12 protein-coding genes are annotated in these 19857 nt (G+C 47.9%); 7 read left to right on the forward strand and 5 right to left on the reverse strand.

What is annotated here, in order from left to right:
- Window positions 1-8 precede the first annotated feature (8 nt).
- Entirely contained in the window at window positions 9-2570 is a 2562-nt protein-coding gene (gene glgP / locus DEM91_RS00070; RefSeq protein ID WP_249857384.1) for an alpha-glucan family phosphorylase, read from the forward strand.
- 203 nt (window positions 2571-2773) lie between these two features.
- Here glgP and DEM91_RS00075 read toward each other — a convergent pair whose 3' ends face one another.
- The 3 genes from DEM91_RS00075 to proS all read right to left on the reverse strand — a co-directional run bounded on the left by DEM91_RS00075 (window position 2774) and on the right by proS (window position 8688).
- Window positions 2774-5128, reverse strand: a complete 2355-nt coding sequence (locus DEM91_RS00075) for a C10 family peptidase (protein WP_249857385.1) — start codon at window positions 5126-5128, stop codon at window positions 2774-2776.
- Between the two features lie 228 nt (window positions 5129-5356).
- The gene (locus DEM91_RS00080; RefSeq protein ID WP_249857386.1) at window positions 5357-7048 is read right to left on the reverse strand and encodes a putative transporter; all 1692 of its coding nucleotides are present in this window, start codon (window positions 7046-7048) and stop codon (window positions 5357-5359) included.
- A 158-nt stretch (window positions 7049-7206) separates the two neighbouring features.
- On the reverse strand, window positions 7207-8688 hold the full coding sequence (gene proS, locus DEM91_RS00085) for a proline--tRNA ligase (RefSeq protein ID WP_249857387.1): 1482 nt from the start codon (window positions 8686-8688) through the stop codon (window positions 7207-7209).
- A 192-nt stretch (window positions 8689-8880) separates the two neighbouring features.
- On the opposite strand from proS, the gene DEM91_RS00090 reads away from it, so the two are divergent.
- The 3 genes from DEM91_RS00090 to DEM91_RS00100 are packed head-to-tail and all read left to right on the forward strand — an operon-like array spanning window position 8881 to window position 12767.
- Window positions 8881-9558 (forward strand): OmpA family protein, encoded by a 678-nt coding sequence (locus DEM91_RS00090; protein ID WP_249857388.1) that lies wholly within the window; start codon window positions 8881-8883, stop codon window positions 9556-9558.
- 54 nt (window positions 9559-9612) lie between these two features.
- Window positions 9613-10344: a monofunctional biosynthetic peptidoglycan transglycosylase gene (gene mtgA, locus DEM91_RS00095; protein WP_249857389.1), complete on the forward strand. Its 732-nt coding sequence runs from the start codon at window positions 9613-9615 to the stop codon at window positions 10342-10344.
- Window positions 10341-12767 carry an ATP-dependent helicase gene (locus DEM91_RS00100; RefSeq protein WP_249857390.1) on the forward strand — a complete coding sequence of 809 codons (2427 nt, stop codon included), beginning with the start codon at window positions 10341-10343 and terminating at the stop codon, window positions 12765-12767. Before mtgA ends, DEM91_RS00100 begins: the two co-directional genes overlap by 4 nt.
- 284 nt (window positions 12768-13051) lie before the next feature.
- Here DEM91_RS00100 and DEM91_RS00105 read toward each other — a convergent pair whose 3' ends face one another.
- Window positions 13052-13219 carry a hypothetical protein gene (locus DEM91_RS00105; protein ID WP_249857391.1) on the reverse strand — a complete coding sequence of 56 codons (168 nt, stop codon included), beginning with the start codon at window positions 13217-13219 and terminating at the stop codon, window positions 13052-13054.
- An 882-nt stretch (window positions 13220-14101) separates the two neighbouring features.
- On the reverse strand, window positions 14102-14269 hold the full coding sequence (locus tag DEM91_RS00110) for a hypothetical protein (protein WP_249857392.1): 168 nt from the start codon (window positions 14267-14269) through the stop codon (window positions 14102-14104).
- A gap of 293 nt (window positions 14270-14562) precedes the next feature.
- On the opposite strand from DEM91_RS00110, the gene ftcD reads away from it, so the two are divergent.
- The 3 genes from ftcD (at window position 14563) to hutH (ending at window position 19841) form a co-directional block, all read left to right on the forward strand.
- The gene (gene ftcD, locus DEM91_RS00115; RefSeq protein ID WP_249857393.1) at window positions 14563-16266 is read left to right on the forward strand and encodes a glutamate formimidoyltransferase; all 1704 of its coding nucleotides are present in this window, start codon (window positions 14563-14565) and stop codon (window positions 16264-16266) included.
- 19 nt (window positions 16267-16285) lie between these two features.
- Window positions 16286-18283: a urocanate hydratase gene (locus tag DEM91_RS00120; protein WP_195252761.1), complete on the forward strand. Its 1998-nt coding sequence runs from the start codon at window positions 16286-16288 to the stop codon at window positions 18281-18283.
- An 82-nt stretch (window positions 18284-18365) separates the two neighbouring features.
- Window positions 18366-19841 (forward strand): histidine ammonia-lyase, encoded by a 1476-nt coding sequence (gene hutH, locus DEM91_RS00125; RefSeq protein ID WP_249857394.1) that lies wholly within the window; start codon window positions 18366-18368, stop codon window positions 19839-19841.
- Window positions 19842-19857 lie beyond the last annotated feature (16 nt).

Genomic DNA, 19857 nt, shown 5'->3' on the forward strand with positions numbered 1-19857 from the left:
ACAAATTTATGAAGATTAAAACAGGTTATGCCAATTCGCCTCAGTGGAAAGAGGTGACCATTAAGTCAAGACTGCCCGAACAATTGAAGTGTTTGGACGAAATGGCACACAACATGTGGTTTGGTTGGAATCACGAGGCACGCAGCTTGTTCAAGAGTTTGGACGAGAAACTGCATGAAGAAGTGAACCAAAATCCCGTCTTGTTGCTCGACAGACTGAGCTATGACCGCAAGGAAGAGATTGTGAACAATGCTGCCATGATGCAGCGTGTGCAGGATGTTTATCAGCAGTTCCGCACGTATATGGATGTGGAACCTGATAAGAGCCGCCCTTCTGTGGCTTATTTCAGCATGGAGTATGGTATCAATCAGGTATTGAAAATCTACTCTGGCGGTTTGGGAATGTTGGCAGGCGATTACCTCAAAGAGGCATCGGACAGTAACGTAGACCTTTGTGCCGTTGGTTTCCTATACCGCTACGGCTACTTCAAGCAGTCGTTGAGCATGGACGGTCAGCAAGTGGCACAATACGAAGCACAAAACTTTAACGCCTTACCCATTGAACGCGAGGTAGACGAACACGGCAACCCCATCGTGGTAGATGTTCCTTATCTCGACTACACGGTGCATGCCTACGTTTGGCGTGTCAATGTGGGACGCATCAAGCTCTATCTCTTAGATACCGATAACGACATGAACTCGCCTTACGATCAGTCGATTACGCACGCTCTGTACGGTGGAGACTGGGAGAACCGCCTGAAACAAGAGATAATGCTGGGTGTGGGCGGTATGTTAGCACTGAAAAAATTAGGCATCAAGAAGCAAATCTACCACTGCAACGAGGGTCATGCGGCACTCTGCAATTTGCAACGCTTGTGCGACTATGTAGAGAGCGGACTTACCTTCAATCAGGCAATGGAGCTGGTAAGAGCCTCCTCATTATATACGGTGCATACGCCTGTACCTGCAGGACACGACTATTTCGATGAGGCTTTGTTCGGAAAGTATATGAATGGCTATCCTGCACTGTTGGGTATCTCATGGGATGAGTTCATCGGCATGGGACGAGAAAATCCTGACGACCACACAGAAAGATTCTGTATGAGTACCTTTGCTTGCAATACTTCGCAGGAAGTCAACGGTGTGAGCAAGCTGCATGGCTGGGTGAGCCAGAAAATGTTTGCACCTATTTGGCAAGGCTATTATCCTGAAGAGAGTCATGTGGGCTATGTTACCAACGGTGTGCACTTGCCTACATGGACATCTACCGAGTTCCGTCGCATCTATGACAAGTACTTTGATGCGTCGTTCATGAGCGATCAGAGCAACGAGGAGATTTGGCACGACATCTATCAGGTGCCAGATGCCGAAATATGGGAAACGCGTATGGCGTTGAAGAAAAAGTTGGTAGCCTATATTCGTGAGAAGTTTACCGAGAATTGGCTCAAGAATCAGGGCGACCCCTCGCGTGTAATGTCTCTCTTGGAGCGCATCAACCCCAATGCGCTGATGATTGGTTTCTGCCGTCGCTTTGCTACTTACAAGCGCGCCCACTTGTTGTTTACCGACATCGAGCGACTATCTAAGATTGTCAACAACCCCGAACGTCCTGTGTTGTTCTTCTTCTCAGGCAAGGCACATCCTGCCGATGGTGCTGGACAGGGGCTCATCAAGAAGATTTATGAAATCAGTCAGCGCCCCGAGTTCTTGGGTAAGATTATCTTCTTGGAAGACTATGACATGCAGTTGGCACGCAGATTAGTATCGGGCGTGGATATTTGGATGAACACACCAACTCGTCCTCTCGAGGCATCGGGTACATCGGGCGAGAAAGCTGAGATGAATGGTGTGGTGAACCTCTCTGTGCTTGATGGTTGGTGGGTTGAAGGTTATCGCGATGGTGCTGGATGGGCATTGCCTCAGAAGCGTACCTATGACAACCAAACGTACCAAGACCAGTTGGATGCTTCTACCATCTACTCAATGTTAGAGAACGAGATTATCCCGATGTTCTACCGACATGAGGAGCAGGGTTATAGCAAGGAATGGGTGAAGACCATCAAGAATTCTATTGCCACCATTGCACCACATTACACCATGAAGCGTCAGTTGGACGATTATTTCAGTAAATTCTATATCAAACAGGCGCAACGTTTCGAGCAGTTGGATGCCAACAATCACCAAATAGCCAAAGACATCGCCCAGTGGAAAGAAAATTTGGTTGCGCATTGGGATGCGATCAATGTGGTTTCCAAGGACACTACCTTCTTGGAGAATGGCGGTGAAACAGGCGTACGCTATCAGGTGAAATACGTTATCGACGAGCAAGGCTTGGACGATGCCATCGGCTTGGAAATCGTATCATTGCGTACACTGCCCGACAGTGATGGACGTGAAGTGTACAAAATCATTCCGTTCAAGATGGTAAAGCATGAAGGAAACCAATATACCTTCGTGGCAGAATTGGAACCTGATGTTGCAGGCACCTTCAAATTGTGTGTGCGCATGTATCCAAAGAATGCTAACTTGCCTCACCGTCAGGACTTCTGTTATGTGAAATGGCTCGACTAAATTGGTTGATAAATCACTGATAAAACTTTCAAAAAAGCACTTCGCAACTCTTGATGCGAAGTGCTTTTTTTGAATGGTAAGCCTAAGAGTTCCCTATTTCATCATGTCATGCGATGCATGCAACAGCCCATTCAACTTCGGAAAGGTCACGAGAAAGTTGCTGTGCCTTGTCGAAAAGATGAATGGGCTGATGTGGATGGTGGTTATCGCTTAACTACTTTCTTGCCACCGATGATGTAGATGCCCTTTGGCAGTGACTTGAACTGTTGTTCGCCTTTACCTACCACTACACCTTGCAGGTTGTATATGAGCATTGGCTCATGGCTGCCGTGAGGAACAGCGATTGCTGTTGGTGCGTCTTTTGCCATGTAGAACGGTGTCTTGAGGATGCGCTCCCATTTAGGTACGTATTTCATTCCACCTTGGATGAAGTCTTCCTGTTCCTCTACCTTGTAGCCATCAACGTAAATGGCATATTGTGCCCCAGCGGCAACGTTGTCTATCGAGAACGGTATTTCTTTCGTGCTGTTGGCGGGAATGATGTCTGCCAGCGAGATTTTGTTTTCAAGGTAAGCTGCGTCCGTATTGCCTTTCTTGCAACGCAGCTCAATGTCGAATCCACCGCAATAGTTAGCACTCTCGCTGTTGGTCACAATGAGTTTCCCCCTCATGGCAGGAGCTTGGAAAGCATTTTCCTCGCTTTGTTCGATTTTCACCTTGACCGAAGGAAGGTTTTGCGACTTAGGTTCAGTAATGGTAATGTTTCCTTTAGAGCTGATAGTGGCGCCCGATTTGCATTCGAAGGAGTAGTCAAACTCTCCAACCTCCTTTGGATAAAGCTCAAACACCACGTCTGTCGTCTGTCCTGCTGGCAGGAAGGTGGTGGTAGAAGCCACATAGTCATACGTGAAGAGCATGTCGAAGGTGTCGTACAACTCGTCGCCTTTGTTTTCTATGGTGAGGGTTACGAACAGGGGACGTCCTGCCTCCTTGCTGCCTTTCACATCCACTTTCTTCACCTCTAAAACAGGCTTGGCAGTGGAGGTCTTCAGTTCCGTGTTGGTAATCTCTATCTCCTGCGCCATGTCTCCAATGCCGCCACAGGCTTTCCATTCGCTTTCGCCTTGTATGCGGTAAACGGGTAGCACGGTGTACTTTCCGTTGGCAAGGGTGTGTGGTATGTTGAAGTTCGCTTCGTTCCTTTGTATCTTGCCGTCGGTCTTGAACGTAGCGTTGAACAGCTTGACGGCGTTTATCAATCTACCTCCCTGCCAAAAGCCTATGCCGCAATCCGCATCAAAGGATTCGCCGTAATTGTTCACGCATTTCATGGTGATGTCAAAATCCGTGAAGTCATCGCTACTGTTCGAGCGGCTTTGATCTTGCAGGGGCGTCATCTCCTTGATGTCAACAACTTTTGGAAATACCTCAGCACTTTCGCTTGGTCTGAATCCGATGATAGCTCCTTGCTCGCGTGTGTAGATACTGGGCAGTTGCGTAAATCCATATTCGCGTGGCGAAAGAACCGACAGGCGATAGTAGCCGTTGAATTGACCTCCCCAGCCCCAGTTGATGTGAAAGTAGTCGCCTTCCTTGTAACCATCGCAGACAAAGGCGTGACCATAGTTGTACACCACATCTTCGGCAAAGTAATATACGGGTCGTTTGGCTTTCAACTCATTGTATATCAGATTGTACCATTCCTCACTGGTGTAACGGTCTCTGAAAACACGGTGCATGTCCTTAGAGTAGCCAAACAATCGGGTAAGGAACAATATCACGTTGTAGGAATCGGCACCCGAATCGTCAGCGGTATAATCCATGTACACCGCCTGTCCCACATATCTCATCAGCTTAGCCACAGCGTCTTGCTGTTGCTGGGTGGTGGGAATGCGGTACGAAGGCAGTATGTCGTTCCACTCGAAGGTACTCTCGGCAAGCTCAGGTACTTGCAGACGAGCCGACGGAGCCTTGTAGGCAGGTATGGCGGGAGCCTTCTTTGGATACTGGTAATAGCCCATGATTTGGGCTGCTGCCGTGGCAACGCATCCCGTAACACAGTGCTTGTTTTGGTGCATGGGCGTTTGTAGGTTGTAGGGACCGTACTGGCTCCATGTGGTTTTTAGCAACGGGTCGATGGGCTGCAGCGTTCTGTTGGCACGTGTGGTGGCAGGCTTCGTGGTGGCAGGCATGTCGTTCAGCATGCTCACCTCCTGTCGATATTGTGCCAAGAGCATCTTAAGCGATGCTGGACATTGCTGCTCGTCGTATGTTCCCTCTTCTGCATAACCTAACACGTCAACCGTGCGGTCGTCAGCAGAGGCGATGACGAAGCCCTGTCCCTTACCTACGTTGAAAATGTAGTAAGCATTGGAACTTGCTACCTCGTTGAGCGAGGGCGCGGCTTGTGAAGCTCGTGTAGCAATCTGGGAGTTAGTACTTGCATGGCTCTTGATAAAAGCCAATGCAGCTTGTCGGGCTTGTTGTCTGCCCACAGGGGCGGAAAAAGCCAAAGTTGTTGCGCATAGCAACGCTAAAGGTGTAAAAATTTTCCTCATATTTAATTTATTAGTATAAAAAGTAATTCTTTTTATGTCTGTCGCTTAAATATGAGTATTCGTAAAATGTCTTTGTGGCTGCAAAGGTATAATAAAAAAACAAGTGCCGCAAATGTTTTTTAGAATTTGTCGTGTGTAACGGCAAAATATGTGAAAAGCGAGGCATGCACTGCAAATAGGGCGGTGCTTACCTCGCTGTAATTTGTGGGATTGGTAACTCTTTTTGCGCTATCCGCAACAGAAGAGGACAATCATTTGCGCCGTGAAAATACGCAGGAACATGCTAAGCGGGTACACGGTAGAGTAGCCAATAGACGGTGCTTCGTGCGAGCAAACCGAGTTGGCGTACGCCAATGCGGGTGGGTCGGTGCAAGTACCTGCCAACATTCCCATGATGGTGAAGTAGTTGAACTTGTATTTTAAGCGGGCAATGGTTCCGATAATCAAAATAGGAATCACGGTGATGAGTACACCCGTGTACACATATTTCAAGCCATCGCCTTCAACCACTGTCTCTACGAAGCTGGCTCCTGCCTTGATACCGACGCTGGCTAAGAACAACACCAAACCTATTTCACGCAACATCATGTTCGCTGAGGTGGTGGTGTAGGTCACCAATTTCATCTTGTAGCCATAACGTCCAATGAGAATAGCGATAATCAAGGGACCGCCTGCAATACCCAACTTCAAAGGAACAGGCATGCCAGGGATAGAGATAGGAATACTTCCAAAGATGATACCGATGAAGACACCTATAAAAATGGTGGCGATGTTGGGCACATTGAGGTGCTTCACAGAGTTACCCATGACGTCGGCAACACGCTCTACGTTCTCCTCTGGACCAACCACCATCACACGGTCACCCACATGTAGGTGCAGATTTTGACTGGCAAAGAGGTCAATGCCTTGACGAGTGATACGGGTGATGTTGACACCGTAGACGCTGGCAAAGTGCATCTTGCCCAATATTTTACCATTCATAGATGAGTTGGTAATGACAATTCGTTTGGAAATCATGGGTTGCTTGGTGTCCTCTTCTTCCCATGGCAAATCGATGGTAGGGCCTATGAACGCCTGTACGGCTTCGGCATCTGCCTCGGCACACACGATGAGCAGCTCATCGTCTTTCTGAATAACAGTTTCTCCTCGTGGGATTTCCAAGTTGCCCTCGTGCAACAAACGTGTACACACGAAGTCACGGTTGAGGAACTCCTTGATTTGTTGTAACGAGCGACCTGCGATATAGGCATTGCTCACCTTGAGACGAATCTGACAAGGCTTGGCATTGGGGTTGTCTCCTTCGGCTTGCGACAGGTCATCGTCTTCTTTTTCCAAATTGACTCTACAGATATAACGAATGGCAATGGTTGCTCCAATAATGCCCAACACACCGAGTGGGTAGGCACAGGCATAACCGTTGGCTATCTGTGGCATGTCTTCTTTGGTAAATATCGCCGTGAGTGCCTCGTTGGCAGCACCCAAACCAGGCGTATTGGTGACGGCACCGTAGAGCGTTCCCACCATCATAGGAAGGTTGTGGGAATCGGAGGTGTCGAAGAAAATGTAATAACAGGCAAACATCACTGCAATGTTGAGCAGGATGAGTGCTGTCGAGAGCAAGTTAAGGGTCACACCTCCTCGCCTGAAACTCTCAAAAAATCCCGGTCCAACCTGTAAACCAATGCAGAAGACAAAGAGGATAAGTCCAAAATCTTGCACGAAAGTCAGGATATTTGTAGGACCTGTAAATCCCACATGACCAGCGACAATACCTGCAAACAATACAAAGGTAACGCCCAATGACACACCGCCAACCTTGATTTTACCTAACAGAACACCGACCGCTATGACGATGGCGTAGAGCAAAGCGATGTGAGCTACCGAATCGTTGTTCGTAAAAAGCGAAATAATCCAGTCCATTTTGAGTACTTAAACGCTGGGTTCTATAAATTTGTCTTGCCACTCTTTGTGTTTCCATGTGTTGCACCAAAATGGGAAGACGTAACCCTGCTGATATATCTTTAGTATAATTATATAAGGTGGTAATTTATAGAACCCACCTATCTATGAAGCGTTGTTTAATAACTCCTTGCAATGATGACCCGATATTTGGCAGGTTTGCCCGATACCATGTCCACGCCCGGTGTCTGTTCTACACCAAATGGCACGCAACGAATGGTGGCTTGCGTCTCCTCCTTAATCTTTGCTTCGGTTTCTTCAGTGCCGTCCCAGTGGCAAAGGAAGAAGCCTCCGTCCTTGATTTTCTGCTTGAACTCGTCGTAATTTTCACATTCGTAGATGTGCGCATCTCTAAAGTCTTTGGCTTTCTTAAGGATGTTGGCTTGCATCTCCTCCAAGAGTTTGGGGACGTATTCCAAAATCTTCTCCAACGAAACGGTTTCCTTTTGCAGTGTGTCGCGTCGCATCACCTCGATGGTGTTGTTTTCCAAGTCGCGTCCACCCATGACCAAACGCACGGGAACGCCTTTCAGTTCGTAGTCTGCAAACTTGAACCCGGGTCGCTTGGTGTCGTTGTCATCAAACTTCACGGTGATGCCCATGGCTCTCAAGCCGTCGATAATGGGCTTCAGTTGGTCGTGAATGGCTTTGAGTTGCTCGCTCGTTTTAGAGATAGGAACGATGACTACTTGGATAGGAGCCAAGCGTGGAGGCAATACTAAGCCGTTATCGTCGGAGTGGGTCATGATGAGCGCACCGATTAAGCGTGTCGAAACGCCCCAACTCGTCGCCCATACGTATTCGGGCTTGTTCTCTTTGTTGAGGTAGGTTACATCAAACGATTTGGCAAAGTTCTGTCCCAAGAAGTGACTGGTACCGCTCTGCAAAGCCTTACCGTCTTGCATCATCGCCTCAATGGTATAGGTGTCCAAAGCACCTGCAAAGCGTTCGGTCTCGCTCTTCACGCCCTGAACCACGGGAACAGCCATCCATTGCTCGGCAAAATCAGCATATACCTTGAGCATCTTCTGTGCTTCTTCCTCAGCTTCTTCACGAGTGGCATGGGCAGTGTGTCCCTCTTGCCATAAAAACTCTGACGTTCTAAGAAATGGACGTGTGCGCATTTCCCAACGCATCACGTTGCACCATTGGTTGCACATCAAAGGCAGGTCGCGCCAAGACTTAATCCAGTTCTTGTACGTGTTCCAGATAATGGTTTCAGAAGTAGGGCGAATAATCAACTCTTCTTCGAGTTTTGCCGCAGGATCTACTTCCACACCCGTTCCCTCTTCGGAGGATTTCAGGCGATAGTGGGTCACTACAGCACATTCTTTCGCAAACCCTTTGACGTGTTCCGCCTCCTTACTAAGGAAGGATTTAGGAATCAGCAGAGGGAAATAGGCATTCTGTGCTCCCGTTTCCTTAAACATTTTGTCCAACTGCTGTTGCATTTTTTCCCATATCGCGTAGCCGTATGGCTTGATAACCATACATCCGCGTACAGCCGACTGTTCTGCCAAATCGGCTTTGATAACCAAGTCGTTATACCATTGACTATAGTTCTCCGAGCGCTTAGTCAATTCTTTTAATTCTTTTGCCATGTTCTGTTTGATGAATAATTAGCCCCTTACAAAAATAGGGAAATCCATAAATATCTTAGGAATATCCCGTTGTGGAATATTCGATGATTGCTTAATTTTGTCGCAAAAGTACAAAAAAATGTTGATATGGGTGAATATTGACATAAAAAGAATTATCTTTGCAATAAATAAACGATTAAAAAACGTAACATTATGAAGAAATTGAAAACAATGACACTGGCAATGTGTCTCATGACCGTATTTAGTTGTTCTACTAAACAAGGTACAGGAGCTTTGGCAGGTGCTGGTGGCGGTGCTGTTTTGGGAGCGATTATTGGTAAGATAGCAGGCAATGCAGGTGTAGGAGCTGCCATTGGTGGAGCTGTTGGTGCAGGTACTGGTGCCATTATTGGGCGTCACATGGATAAGGTCGCTGCTGAAACTGCAGCCCAAGTGGAGAATGCTAAAGTAGAAGAGGTAACCGATAAGAACGGCTTAAAGGCTGTGAAGGTCACTTTTGATAGCGGTATCTTGTTTGCTTCGAGCAAGGCTATCTTGAACCAAGCCAGCAAAAACGAATTGGCTAAGTTCTCTGCTGTCTTGAAGAAGAACAGAGACTGCCACGTTGATATCTTAGGTCATACTGACTCTACAGGTAACGACGGCATCAACATTCCATTGAGCAACGACCGTGCACAGAGCGTAGTGAACTACCTCAAGAGCTGTGGTGTCTCTTCCAGTCAGTTCCAAAACGTGTCGGGTATGGGCAGCTCACAACCCGTAGCTACCAACAGTACCAAGGCTGGACGTCAGCAGAACCGCCGTGTAGAAGTGTATCTGTACGCAAGTCCTGAAATGGTAGAGAAGGCTAACGACGGTAAACTCAACTAAAATTTTATAAAACATTGAGGAGGGGTGCTGTTACTGGTGCCCCTTTTTGTTTGAATGATGAGCATTATAGGACGTTTTCTACGAAGAATCATCGTATTGTTTTTCACCTCCACCATTTTAGTAGTGGTGGCTTACCGCTTTATTCCTGTGTACATCACCCCGTTAATGGTGATACGATGTGTGCAGCATGGCGAGTTGAAGATTCGACACCACTGGGTGCCCCTCGACCATATCTCCAAACACATGCCCGTAGCGGTGATGGCAAGTGAAGACCAACGCTTTCTGTTGCACCATGGATTTGACTTCCAAGCCATAGAGAAAGCCGCCACGCATAACCTGACCAACAAGTCGGGAAAGAAGCGCGGAGCCAGTACCATCACCCAACAAACTGCCAAGAATGTGTTTTTGTGGCCAGGTCGCTCATGGGTGCGCAAAGGTTTTGAGGTTTATTTTACCTTTCTTATCGAACTGATGTGGAGCAAACAGCGCATCATGGAGGTGTATCTTAACTCGATAGAGATGGGCGAGATGATATATGGCGTGGATGCGGTAGCTAAATATCATTTCGACACGACAGCTGGTGAGCTTTCCCGAGCAGACTGTGCACTGATTGCAGCTACCCTGCCAAACCCTATCAGGTTTAGCAGTAAGACGCCAAGTGCCTATATGCGCTTGCGACAGCGGAAGATAGAACACGAAATGAAGTTTGTTCCCTCATTTCCAAGAGAGGGAGAAGATATCAACCCCAACACCACAAAGGGGGGTATATACCACCGAAAGAAATGAAAGAGCTATTAGGACAATTGAACGAGAGTCAGCAAGCTGCCGTGACCTACAACGACGGTCCGCAGTTGGTCATCGCAGGAGCAGGGTCGGGAAAGACACGTGTCTTGACGTATAAGATAGCCTATCAGATACAACAAGGCATGAAACCTTGGAACATCTTGGCACTCACCTTTACCAATAAAGCCGCCAACGAGATGAAAGAGCGCATTGGACAATTGGTGGGACATCAGACAGCACGCTACATCAATATGGGCACTTTCCACTCTATCTTCGCAAGGATTTTGCGGTCAGAGGCTGCACAGGTAGGCTATCGGTCGGGCTTTACGATTTACGATGAGTCCGACTCTCGGTCGTTGCTCAAAGCCATTATCAAGGAAATGGAGCTGGATGATAAAATCTACAAGCCCGCTGGCGTACATGCCGTGATAAGCAATGCGAAGAACCGTCTCATCTCACCGCAGAGTTATGCAGCGAACGCCGAGCTGATGTTGCGTGACCAGAAGAGTCGTCGCTTCGAACTGCATCGCATCTATGATGTCTATGTGCAGCGTTGCAGAAAGGCAAATGCCATGGATTTTGATGATTTGCTGGTGTTGACGTATCAATTGTTCAAGACGCATGAGGATATTCGTCAAAAATATGTGGAGCGTTTCCGCTATGTCTTGGTAGATGAGTACCAAGATACCAATTATGCCCAGCAATGCATTGTGTGGGAGTTAACCAAAGACCATCAGCACATCTGTGTGGTTGGCGACGATGCACAGAGCATTTATGGGTTCAGAGGAGCAAATATTGACAACATGCTTGACTTCGAACAGATTTACGAAGGGGCACGCTTGTTTAAGTTGGAACAGAACTACCGCTCCACGCAACACATTGTCAAGGCTGCAAACAGTCTCATCAAACATAACGAACGCCAAATTCCAAAGGATGTATATAGCGAGAACGACCAAGGGGAGAAGCTCCTTTTCAAGCCGGTGTATTCGGATAAAGAGGAGGCGTTGGTGGTGTGCAAGGATATCCAACGCATCATGCGCACCGACGGTGCGACCTATTCCGACTTTGCCATTCTCTACCGAACCAATGCGCAGAGTAGGAGTTTTGAGGAGGAGATGTTGCGACAGCACATTCCTTATCGCATCTACGGAGGTTTGAGTTTCTACCAGCGCAAAGAGATAAAGGACATCTTAGCCTACTTCCGACTGGTGGTGAATCCTGATGATGAAGAGGCTTTTAAGCGCATCATCAACTATCCCACGCGAGGGATTGGCAACACCACGCTTCAGAAGATTGCTGCTTCGGCACAAGAACACGGCATCAGCTTCTGGCAAGTCATTGCGCAAGCGTCCTCCTTATTGCCTACGGTGAACAAGGGTACACAGACAAAGTTGCTGCGCTTCAAAGAGTTGATAGAGGGTTTCATTGCTCAATTGCATCAGGCTGATGCGTTCAAGTTGGGGCGTGACATCCTCCAAACCAGTGGCATTAGTACCGATATCTACTCCAACAACGACCCAGAGGGATTGGCACGACAAGAGAATGTCAATGAGCTGTTGGCAGGCTTGCAAGATTATACCGAGAGCAAGCGAGAGGAAGGCTTGGAACAGGAGGTGTATCTGCCCGATTATCTGCAAAGTGTCGCCCTGCTCACCGATTTGGATAGCGACGACGGGAGCGATAGTAAAGTGTCGCTCATGACCGTGCATGCCGCCAAAGGACTGGAGTTTCCCACTGTTTTTATCGTTGGATTGGAGGAGAATATCTTTCCAAGTCCTATGGCTATCGATTCCCCTCGCGAATTAGAGGAAGAACGCCGATTGCTGTATGTGGCAATTACGCGTGCCGAAAAACATTGCATCCTCACGTCAGCAAAGAACCGCTGGCGGTATGGCAAACTGGAATTTGATACGCCCAGTAGATTTATCAAAGACATTGATTCACGTTTTATCCACATCGAAGCCGAAGAGGAAACGATCGATGAGTCCATCTTTGCGCCTTACAGTGGCAGTCACTTCTCTGACGATAACTATCGACGATATAGCGATCGCATGCAAAACTCCCGACCTGTGGCGAGTCAGTTCCAAGCCGATGTCAAACCGAAAATCACCTCTGTTCAGCGCCCTGAACAGGCTGTTGACCCCTTCTCTTCCTCCTTTAAGCGCCAACTCCAGCAGGCAGGTGGAAACTTTAAGCGTGTCACTGACGCCATGACCAACGGTGGACGGACAGCGGCAGCCTCTTCCCCTAATCCTGATGCCTCTGGTTTGCAAGAGGGGAGCACCATTGAACACCAGCGTTTCGGCATTGGCACCGTACTCCGATTGGAGGGTGATGGTGAGAACAGAAAGGCTACGGTGGACTTTAAGCATGCGGGTACCAAGCAGTTGCTGCTCAAGTTCGCTCGCTTCAAGTTGCTGAAGTAGGTTCCTGTTTGCCCACCTCCGCTCGTGCTTTTGCGTGTGGGCAACTCTCCTGCGTTGTTTGTCACCTGCTTTATTTGTTTGTCCTACCCATATTTTTTGCGTGTGGGCGGCTTTCCTGCGATATTTGTCTCCGCTGCAAAAAGATTTTACTCGCCAACGTTTGCAGGATTTCTTCTTGTAGCTGTGGCAGCAGAAGCAAGGAATTGTGCCGTGCATGTCCTTTTAATTCTCCTTTTATTATGTTATGTTATAAGTAGAAAAGTGTTGGCTATTATGTACTTATATCATTGTTTTGAAGTAATACTGCACTTAGATACAGGCTGTTTTTGATGCGATGATGAGCCAATGACATGGCGGATTTGTCGCAACAGCATTTTGCGAGATTTCACGACACGTCCGTGTCGTTCCGTGTTCTTCCGTTGCGATGATGAAGAATATGTTTTCCGTTTCATCTCACCAGCCGTCTGATGCGCTGCATTCCTCAAAAGTCAGTCGTCAGATTGGCTTCATTCTCTTGTTGCGTTGATTCGTTTCATTGACTTCATTCGATGTTCAACAACACTGCTTTTCAATGAAAGATCCGTGCTGCTGCATCCGTATTTTTGTAAATTTATTTCGTAATTTCATTTTTTCATTTTAGAAAAATATTCGTTGTTAGATAGTCGTTTTTGCCTTGTTTTTTAGGTGGAATTTCCTTATCTCATTGAGTTAAGCCGTCTATTTACCGCAAATTGTGTCGCAAAAGCATGCAAATTCTTGCCTTATTTCCATGCTTCAACGGTGTCAAAGCAATGAGATAGTAGGTTCATCACAGGTGGCATGGTAGTTAATCCGTTCATTCACAAGTGTTTATAAAACTTGCGTATTTGCGTACAGTCCTGCGCTTGGTTACAAATACGCGAGTATTGAGAGGGGTTGTTAAATTTTTTCACACTTTTACACACCTACAGATGTTTGTGCAAATGGTCATTTCAACGGTGCAGTAGGATTATTTTTCGTTTATCCTTGTGAGCGATGACGGGGCGAAGCCCCAATAGGAATATAGCCCAGCGCAACGTGCAGTAGCCAATATTACAAGCAATGGCGGGGCGAAGCCCGAAAAGGAATATAGCGCAGAGTATTGTGCAGCAATCATGGGTACGAGCAAAGACGAGCTGAAAGCCCAATAAGAATACAGCCCAGGGCAGCGCCCTGGGTAAAAATATTCCAACTAACTTGCGCTCTGAAAGAGCAAAAGGAAGGAACGAACGAGCATTTCGCTGGCTCCTGTTGCGCTTACAGCGCGCCAATTAGTTAATAAACTCAAACCCAGGGCGCTGCCCTGGGCTGTATTCTTATTGGGCTTTCAGCCCGTCTTTGCTCGTACCCATGATTGCTGCACAATCATCTGTTCTATATTCCTGTTGAGCTTTCAGCCCGTCTTTGCTCGTAACCATGATTGCTGCACAATCCTCTGCGCTATATTCCTGTTGGGCTTTCAGCCCGTCTTTGCTCGTAACCATTGTTGCTACACCATCCTCTGGACTATATTTCTGTTGGGCTTTTACTCCGTCATTGCAACCCGATGGATGGTTTCAAAAAATAGAGGAACACTATTACCGTGGAGGGAAAAACATTTCTGTTTCGTTCGTATTTTTCGTTGTAAAACATCATTCTTCTATGAAGGAATTTTGGGACGAAAAAGAGAAGCAACGATATTTAGCATACTTTACACGTATTTTTTTTGTAGGTTGCTGCTTTTTTTATATCTTTACCACATCAAACGAAAAACAACTTAAACCTAATCATATTAAAAATGACAGAAAAACAACAAATCGTAGAGTGCGTCCCTAATTTTAGCGAGGGTCGCAACATGCAGGTAATTAAACAAATTACAGATGAGATTGAGCGCGTTAAGGGTGTTAAACTATTAGATGTAGACCCAGGTGAGGCTACCAATAGAACGGTGGTGACGTTTGTCGGTTCGCCCGATAATGTATTAGAAGCTGCATTCCAAGCCGTGAAAAAGGCAGCCCAGCTCATTGATATGCGCAATCACCATGGAGCGCATCCACGAATGGGTGCCACAGACGTTTGTCCACTTATCCCAGTGGCTGGCATTACATTGGAAGAATGTGCAAAACTCGCACAGCAGTTGGCAGAGCGGATCGCCAACGAACTCAACGTACCTTGTTATTGTTATGAAGCTGCAGCACGGACGCCCGAGCGTAAGAACTTGGCTGTTTGCCGTGCAGGAGAATACGAGGCGCTGCCAGAGAAGATGAATGATCCTGCTAAGGCACCCGACTTTGGGGCTCGCCCCTTTGACGAAGGTGTGGCACGCACAGGATGTACTGCCGTTGGCGCACGTGACTTTCTGATTGCTACCAACTTCAACCTCAATACAACCTCTACACGCCGTGCCAACGCCATTGCTTTTGACGTGCGTGAGAAGGGACGTCCACGCCGAGAGGGCAACTCTCCTGTGGGTAAGCCCATGAAGGATGAGCACGGCAAGACCATCATGATACCGGGTACCTTGAAAGGAACAAAGGCGATTGGGTGGTATATTGACGAATACGCCATTGCGCAAGTGTCTATGAATATCACGGATATCAACGCCACTCCATTGCACGTTGCCTTTGATGAGGTTTGCCGTTGTGCGCAGAACCGAGGTATCCGTGTCACGGGAACAGAGATAGTAGGACTGGTTCCTAAGCGAACATTGATAGATGCAGGCAAGTACTTCTTGCGGAAACAGAACCGCTCTACTGGTATTCCAGAAGAGGATATCTTGACCATCGCTATCAAATCGTTGGGATTAGACGACCTCAAACCATTCAATCCTCGTGAGAAGGTTATTGAATACCTGTTGGAGGACGATAACAAGAAAGCCAAGCTGATAGACCTTACCGTGAAGGAGTTTGCCGACGAGACTTCGCGCGAGTCTCCCGCTCCCGGTGGTGGAACCATCTCCGCTTATATGGGTGCATTAGGTGCTACCTTAGGAACGATGGTTGCCAACCTGTCAAGTCACAAGGCAGGATGGGATGATCGCTGGGAAGAGTTCAGCAACTGGGCAGACAAAGGACAGGAAATCAAGGTAGAGCTGATGCACCTTGTCGACGAGGATACCGAGGCTTTCAACCGCATCATGGCTGCCTTTGGCTTGCCTAAGAAGACGGACGAGGACAAGGCTGCCCGTTCCGCTGCGATTCAAGACGCCACCCTTTATGCCACACAGGTACCTCTGCATACCATGAAGGCTGCCTATAAAGTGTTTGAACTCTGTAAGGCGATGGCACAAGAAGGCAACCCCAACAGCGTTTCGGATGCTGGTGTGGGCGTGTTGGCTGCCCGTGCTGCCGTTTTAGGAGCAGGACTCAATGTCAAGATTAACGCCTCTGGACTGAAAAATCGCGAGGTAGCCGACCAGTTGGTGGGCGAGGCTAACCAACTCATTGACAAGGCAAACCAAGCCGAAGTAGAGATTATGAAGATAGTAGAAAGTAAATTATAAGACCTTAAAGATAAAGAAAATGACGCACGAAGAATTCATGGCGGACATTCGGGCGGGTATTCCTAATACCTTACCCGACCCACAACCGTATGACCACACGGTGAACCATGCACCTAAGAGAAAAGACATTCTTACATCAGAAGAAAAGAAGTTGGCATTGCGCAACGCATTGCGTTACTTCCCAAAGAAGTTTCATGCCACATTGGCACCAGAGTTTTTGGACGAGTTGAAGACTTATGGACGTATCTATATGTATCGCTTCCGTCCTACGTATGATATGCACGCTCGTCACATTGACGAATATCCACACAAATGCAAGCAGGCTGCCGCTATCATGATGATGATACAAAACAACTTGGATAAGGCAGTAGCGCAACATCCACACGAACTGATTACTTACGGAGGCAATGGTGCCGTGTTCCAAAACTGGGCGCAGTATCGACTTGTGATGCAGTATCTCAGCGAGATGACAGACGAGCAAACATTGGTGATGTACTCTGGTCATCCGCTTGGTTTGTTCCCTTCGCATAAGGATGCACCACGGGTGGTGGTGACGAACGGAATGGTGATTCCCAATTACTCTAAGCAGGACGATTGGGAGAGAGACAATGCACTCGGTGTGAGTCAGTACGGACAGATGACCGCAGGCTCGTATATGTATATTGGTCCACAGGGAATTGTGCATGGTACTACCATTACTGTGCTCAATGCGGCACGCAAGGTAGGTGGCGACAACATGAAACTGTTTGTCACGGCAGGTCTTGGCGGCATGTCGGGCGCACAGCCAAAGGCTGGCAACATCGCTGGCGTGGTGAGTGTGACTGCTGAAATCAACCCCTTGGCTGCTAACAAACGTTACGAACAAGGATGGGTAGATGAACTACACGACAATCTTGACGAACTGATACCTGCTATCCGAAAAGCTGTTGAAGAAAAGCGCGTGGTGTCCATGGCTTATGTTGGTAACATCGTTGACCTGTGGGAACGCCTTGCCGAAGAGAATATCCGTGTGGACTTGGGTAGCGACCAAACATCTTTGCACAACCCTTGGGCAGGTGGTTATTATCCAGTAGGCATGAGCTTGGAGGAGTCTAATCGCATGATGGCGGAAGCTCCCGAGCAGTTCAAGGAAAAGGTTCGGGCGTCATTGCGCCGTCAGGTAGATGCCATCAACAAGCTCACCGCAAAGGGAATGTACTTCTTCGATTACGGCAATGCCTTCCTCTTGGAGGCAAGTCGTGCAGGAGCTGACATCCTTCGCAAGGACGGTAAGTTCCGTTATCCTTCGTATGTGCAGGATATCATGGGACCGATGTTCTTCGATTATGGTTTCGGTCCATTCCGTTGGGTTTGCTCATCGTGCGACCCGAAGGATTTGGAGGTGACCGACCGCTTGGCAACTGAGGTGCTGGAAGAAATGAGAAAAACTGCCACAAAAGATATTATCGGTCAGTTGGATGACAACATCCATTGGATTAAGGAAGCTGGCAAGAATCATTTGGTTGTAGGCTCTCAGGCTCGCATCCTCTATGCAGACAGTGTGGGCAGAACCAAGATTGCGTTGGCATTCAACGAGGCAGTGCGCAAAGGCGAAATCAGTCAGCCCGTTGTCCTTGGTCGTGATCATCACGATGTCTCTGGTACGGACTCTCCTTTCCGTGAAACCAGTAATATCTACGACGGTTCGCAATTCTGTGCCGACATGGCCATTCAAAATGTCATCGGCGACGCTTTCCGTGGTGCCACATGGGTTTCCATTCACAACGGTGGAGGCGTAGGCTGGGGCGAAGTCATCAATGGCGGCTTCGGTATGGTGGTCGATGGCAGCGAAGATGCGAATCGCCACATCCGCGAGATGCTTCTGTGGGATGTCAACAACGGTATTGCACGCCGTAGCTGGGCTCGTAACAAGGGTTCTATCGATGCCATTCAACGAGAAATGGAACGCACTCCCGGCTTGAAGGTAACCTTACCCAACTTCGTGGATGACAGCGAAATAGAGAAACTTAACTTCTAAATCAACGTCCAGTCGCAGTGCTTCACGCTAAACACTTCTTTGAGCGAGAGGCATTGCGACTTGGCACATTAACAATCACACTATGATACACAAAATTAGCGCAGCACACCTCACGATTGAAGAGGTGGGAGCGATTTTAGAAAACCATGCTACTTTAGAATTATCTGATGACGCACGTCAACGAATTGTGCGCTGTCGCAAATATTTAGACAAGAAAATTGCCGAGTCGGACGTTCCTATCTATGGCGTTACCACAGGCTTCGGTTCATTGTGCAACGTGTCTGTAGACAAAGACCGGCTGGCTCAGTTGCAAGTAAACCTCATCATGTCGCACGCTTGCGGCGTGGGCAGCAGGGTGCCAAATGACATTGTAAAGATTATGCTCTTTCTCAAAGCGCAGTCTTTGAGTTATGGCTATTCTGGCTGTCAGGTAGAGACGGTTGAGCGATTGATCGACTTCTTCAACAATGATATTTATCCCGTGGTCTATACACAAGGCTCACTTGGCGCATCGGGCGACCTCGTTCCGTTGGCTCACCTTTGCTTGCCATTGTTAGGAATGGGCGAGGTTGAGTATAAAGGTGAACGGATGAGCGGCAAGGCGCTATTGCAAAAGATGAACTGGGAACCCATACAGTTGGCTTCCAAAGAAGGACTTGCCCTGCTCAACGGTACGCAGAACATGAACGCTTATGCCGTTTGGGCAGTGTTGCAGAGCGAGCGTCTCTGTGATTGGGCAGACAAGATTGGCGTAATGTCATTGGAAGCCTACGACGGACGTATCGAACCGTTCACGCATGCCGTGCATGCTGTCCGTCCACACAAGGGACAGATAGACACCGCTGCACATATTCGAGAGCTGTTAGAGGGCAGTGAACTCATCAAGCAACCTAAGGTGAATGTGCAAGATCCTTATTCGTTCCGTTGTATGCCACAAGTGCATGGCGCATCGAAAGACACGTTGGCTTATGTGCGATCGGTCATTGAAATAGAGTTGAATGCGGCAACCGACAATCCAACTGTTTGTCCTGACGACGACTTGGTGATCTCTGCAGGCAACTTCCATGGCGAACCTATCGCCCAACCTATGGACTTTTTGGCAATTGCCCTGTGCGAATTGAGCAACATCTCCGAGCGACGAATCTATAAGTTGATTTCGGGTACGCGCAATCTGCCCAGCTTCTTGGTGGCAAAGCCCGGTCTTAACAGTGGGTTCATGATACCACAATATGCCGCTGCGTCTATTGTCAGTCAAAGCAAGATGTACAGCACGCCAGCTTCGGTCGACAGCATTCCATCGTCGCAGGGGCAGGAAGACCATGTAAGTATGGGTGCCAATGCAGCCACAAAGTTGTATCAGGTAGTGCTCAACACCGAGCGAGTGCTGGCTATCGAGCTGTTCAATGCAGCCCAAGCACTCGAGTTCCGTCGCCCATTGAAGTCGTCACCAGCCATTGAGGCTATCTATGCGGCTTATCGCAAGGTGGTACCATTCATCGAAAACGATGAGTTTATGTCGCCACACATTGCGCAATCGGTAGAATTTTTAAGGAAATAAATCATCAATCCCACTC

It is taken from the genome of Prevotella sp. TCVGH, from assembly GCF_023522295.1.
In the GTDB taxonomy this organism is placed as follows: Bacteria; Bacteroidota; Bacteroidia; order Bacteroidales; family Bacteroidaceae; genus Prevotella; species Prevotella timonensis.

Coding starts and splice junctions, on each gene's coding strand:
- glgP (WP_249857384.1), top strand. CDS start 9: ATGAAGATTAAAACAGGTTATGCCAATTCGCCTCAGTGGAAAGAGGTG.
- DEM91_RS00075 (WP_249857385.1), bottom strand. CDS start 5,128: ATGAGGAAAATTTTTACACCTTTAGCGTTGCTATGCGCAACAACTTTG.
- DEM91_RS00080 (WP_249857386.1), bottom strand. CDS start 7,048: ATGGACTGGATTATTTCGCTTTTTACGAACAACGATTCGGTAGCTCAC.
- proS (WP_249857387.1), bottom strand. CDS start 8,688: ATGGCAAAAGAATTAAAAGAATTGACTAAGCGCTCGGAGAACTATAGT.
- DEM91_RS00090 (WP_249857388.1), top strand. CDS start 8,881: ATGAAGAAATTGAAAACAATGACACTGGCAATGTGTCTCATGACCGTA.
- mtgA (WP_249857389.1), top strand. CDS start 9,613: ATGATGAGCATTATAGGACGTTTTCTACGAAGAATCATCGTATTGTTT.
- DEM91_RS00100 (WP_249857390.1), top strand. CDS start 10,341: ATGAAAGAGCTATTAGGACAATTGAACGAGAGTCAGCAAGCTGCCGTG.
- DEM91_RS00105 (WP_249857391.1), bottom strand. CDS start 13,219: ATGAAACGGAAAACATATTCTTCATCATCGCAACGGAAGAACACGGAA.
- DEM91_RS00110 (WP_249857392.1), bottom strand. CDS start 14,269: ATGGTTACGAGCAAAGACGGGCTGAAAGCCCAACAGGAATATAGCGCA.
- ftcD (WP_249857393.1), top strand. CDS start 14,563: ATGACAGAAAAACAACAAATCGTAGAGTGCGTCCCTAATTTTAGCGAG.
- DEM91_RS00120 (WP_195252761.1), top strand. CDS start 16,286: ATGACGCACGAAGAATTCATGGCGGACATTCGGGCGGGTATTCCTAAT.
- hutH (WP_249857394.1), top strand. CDS start 18,366: ATGATACACAAAATTAGCGCAGCACACCTCACGATTGAAGAGGTGGGA.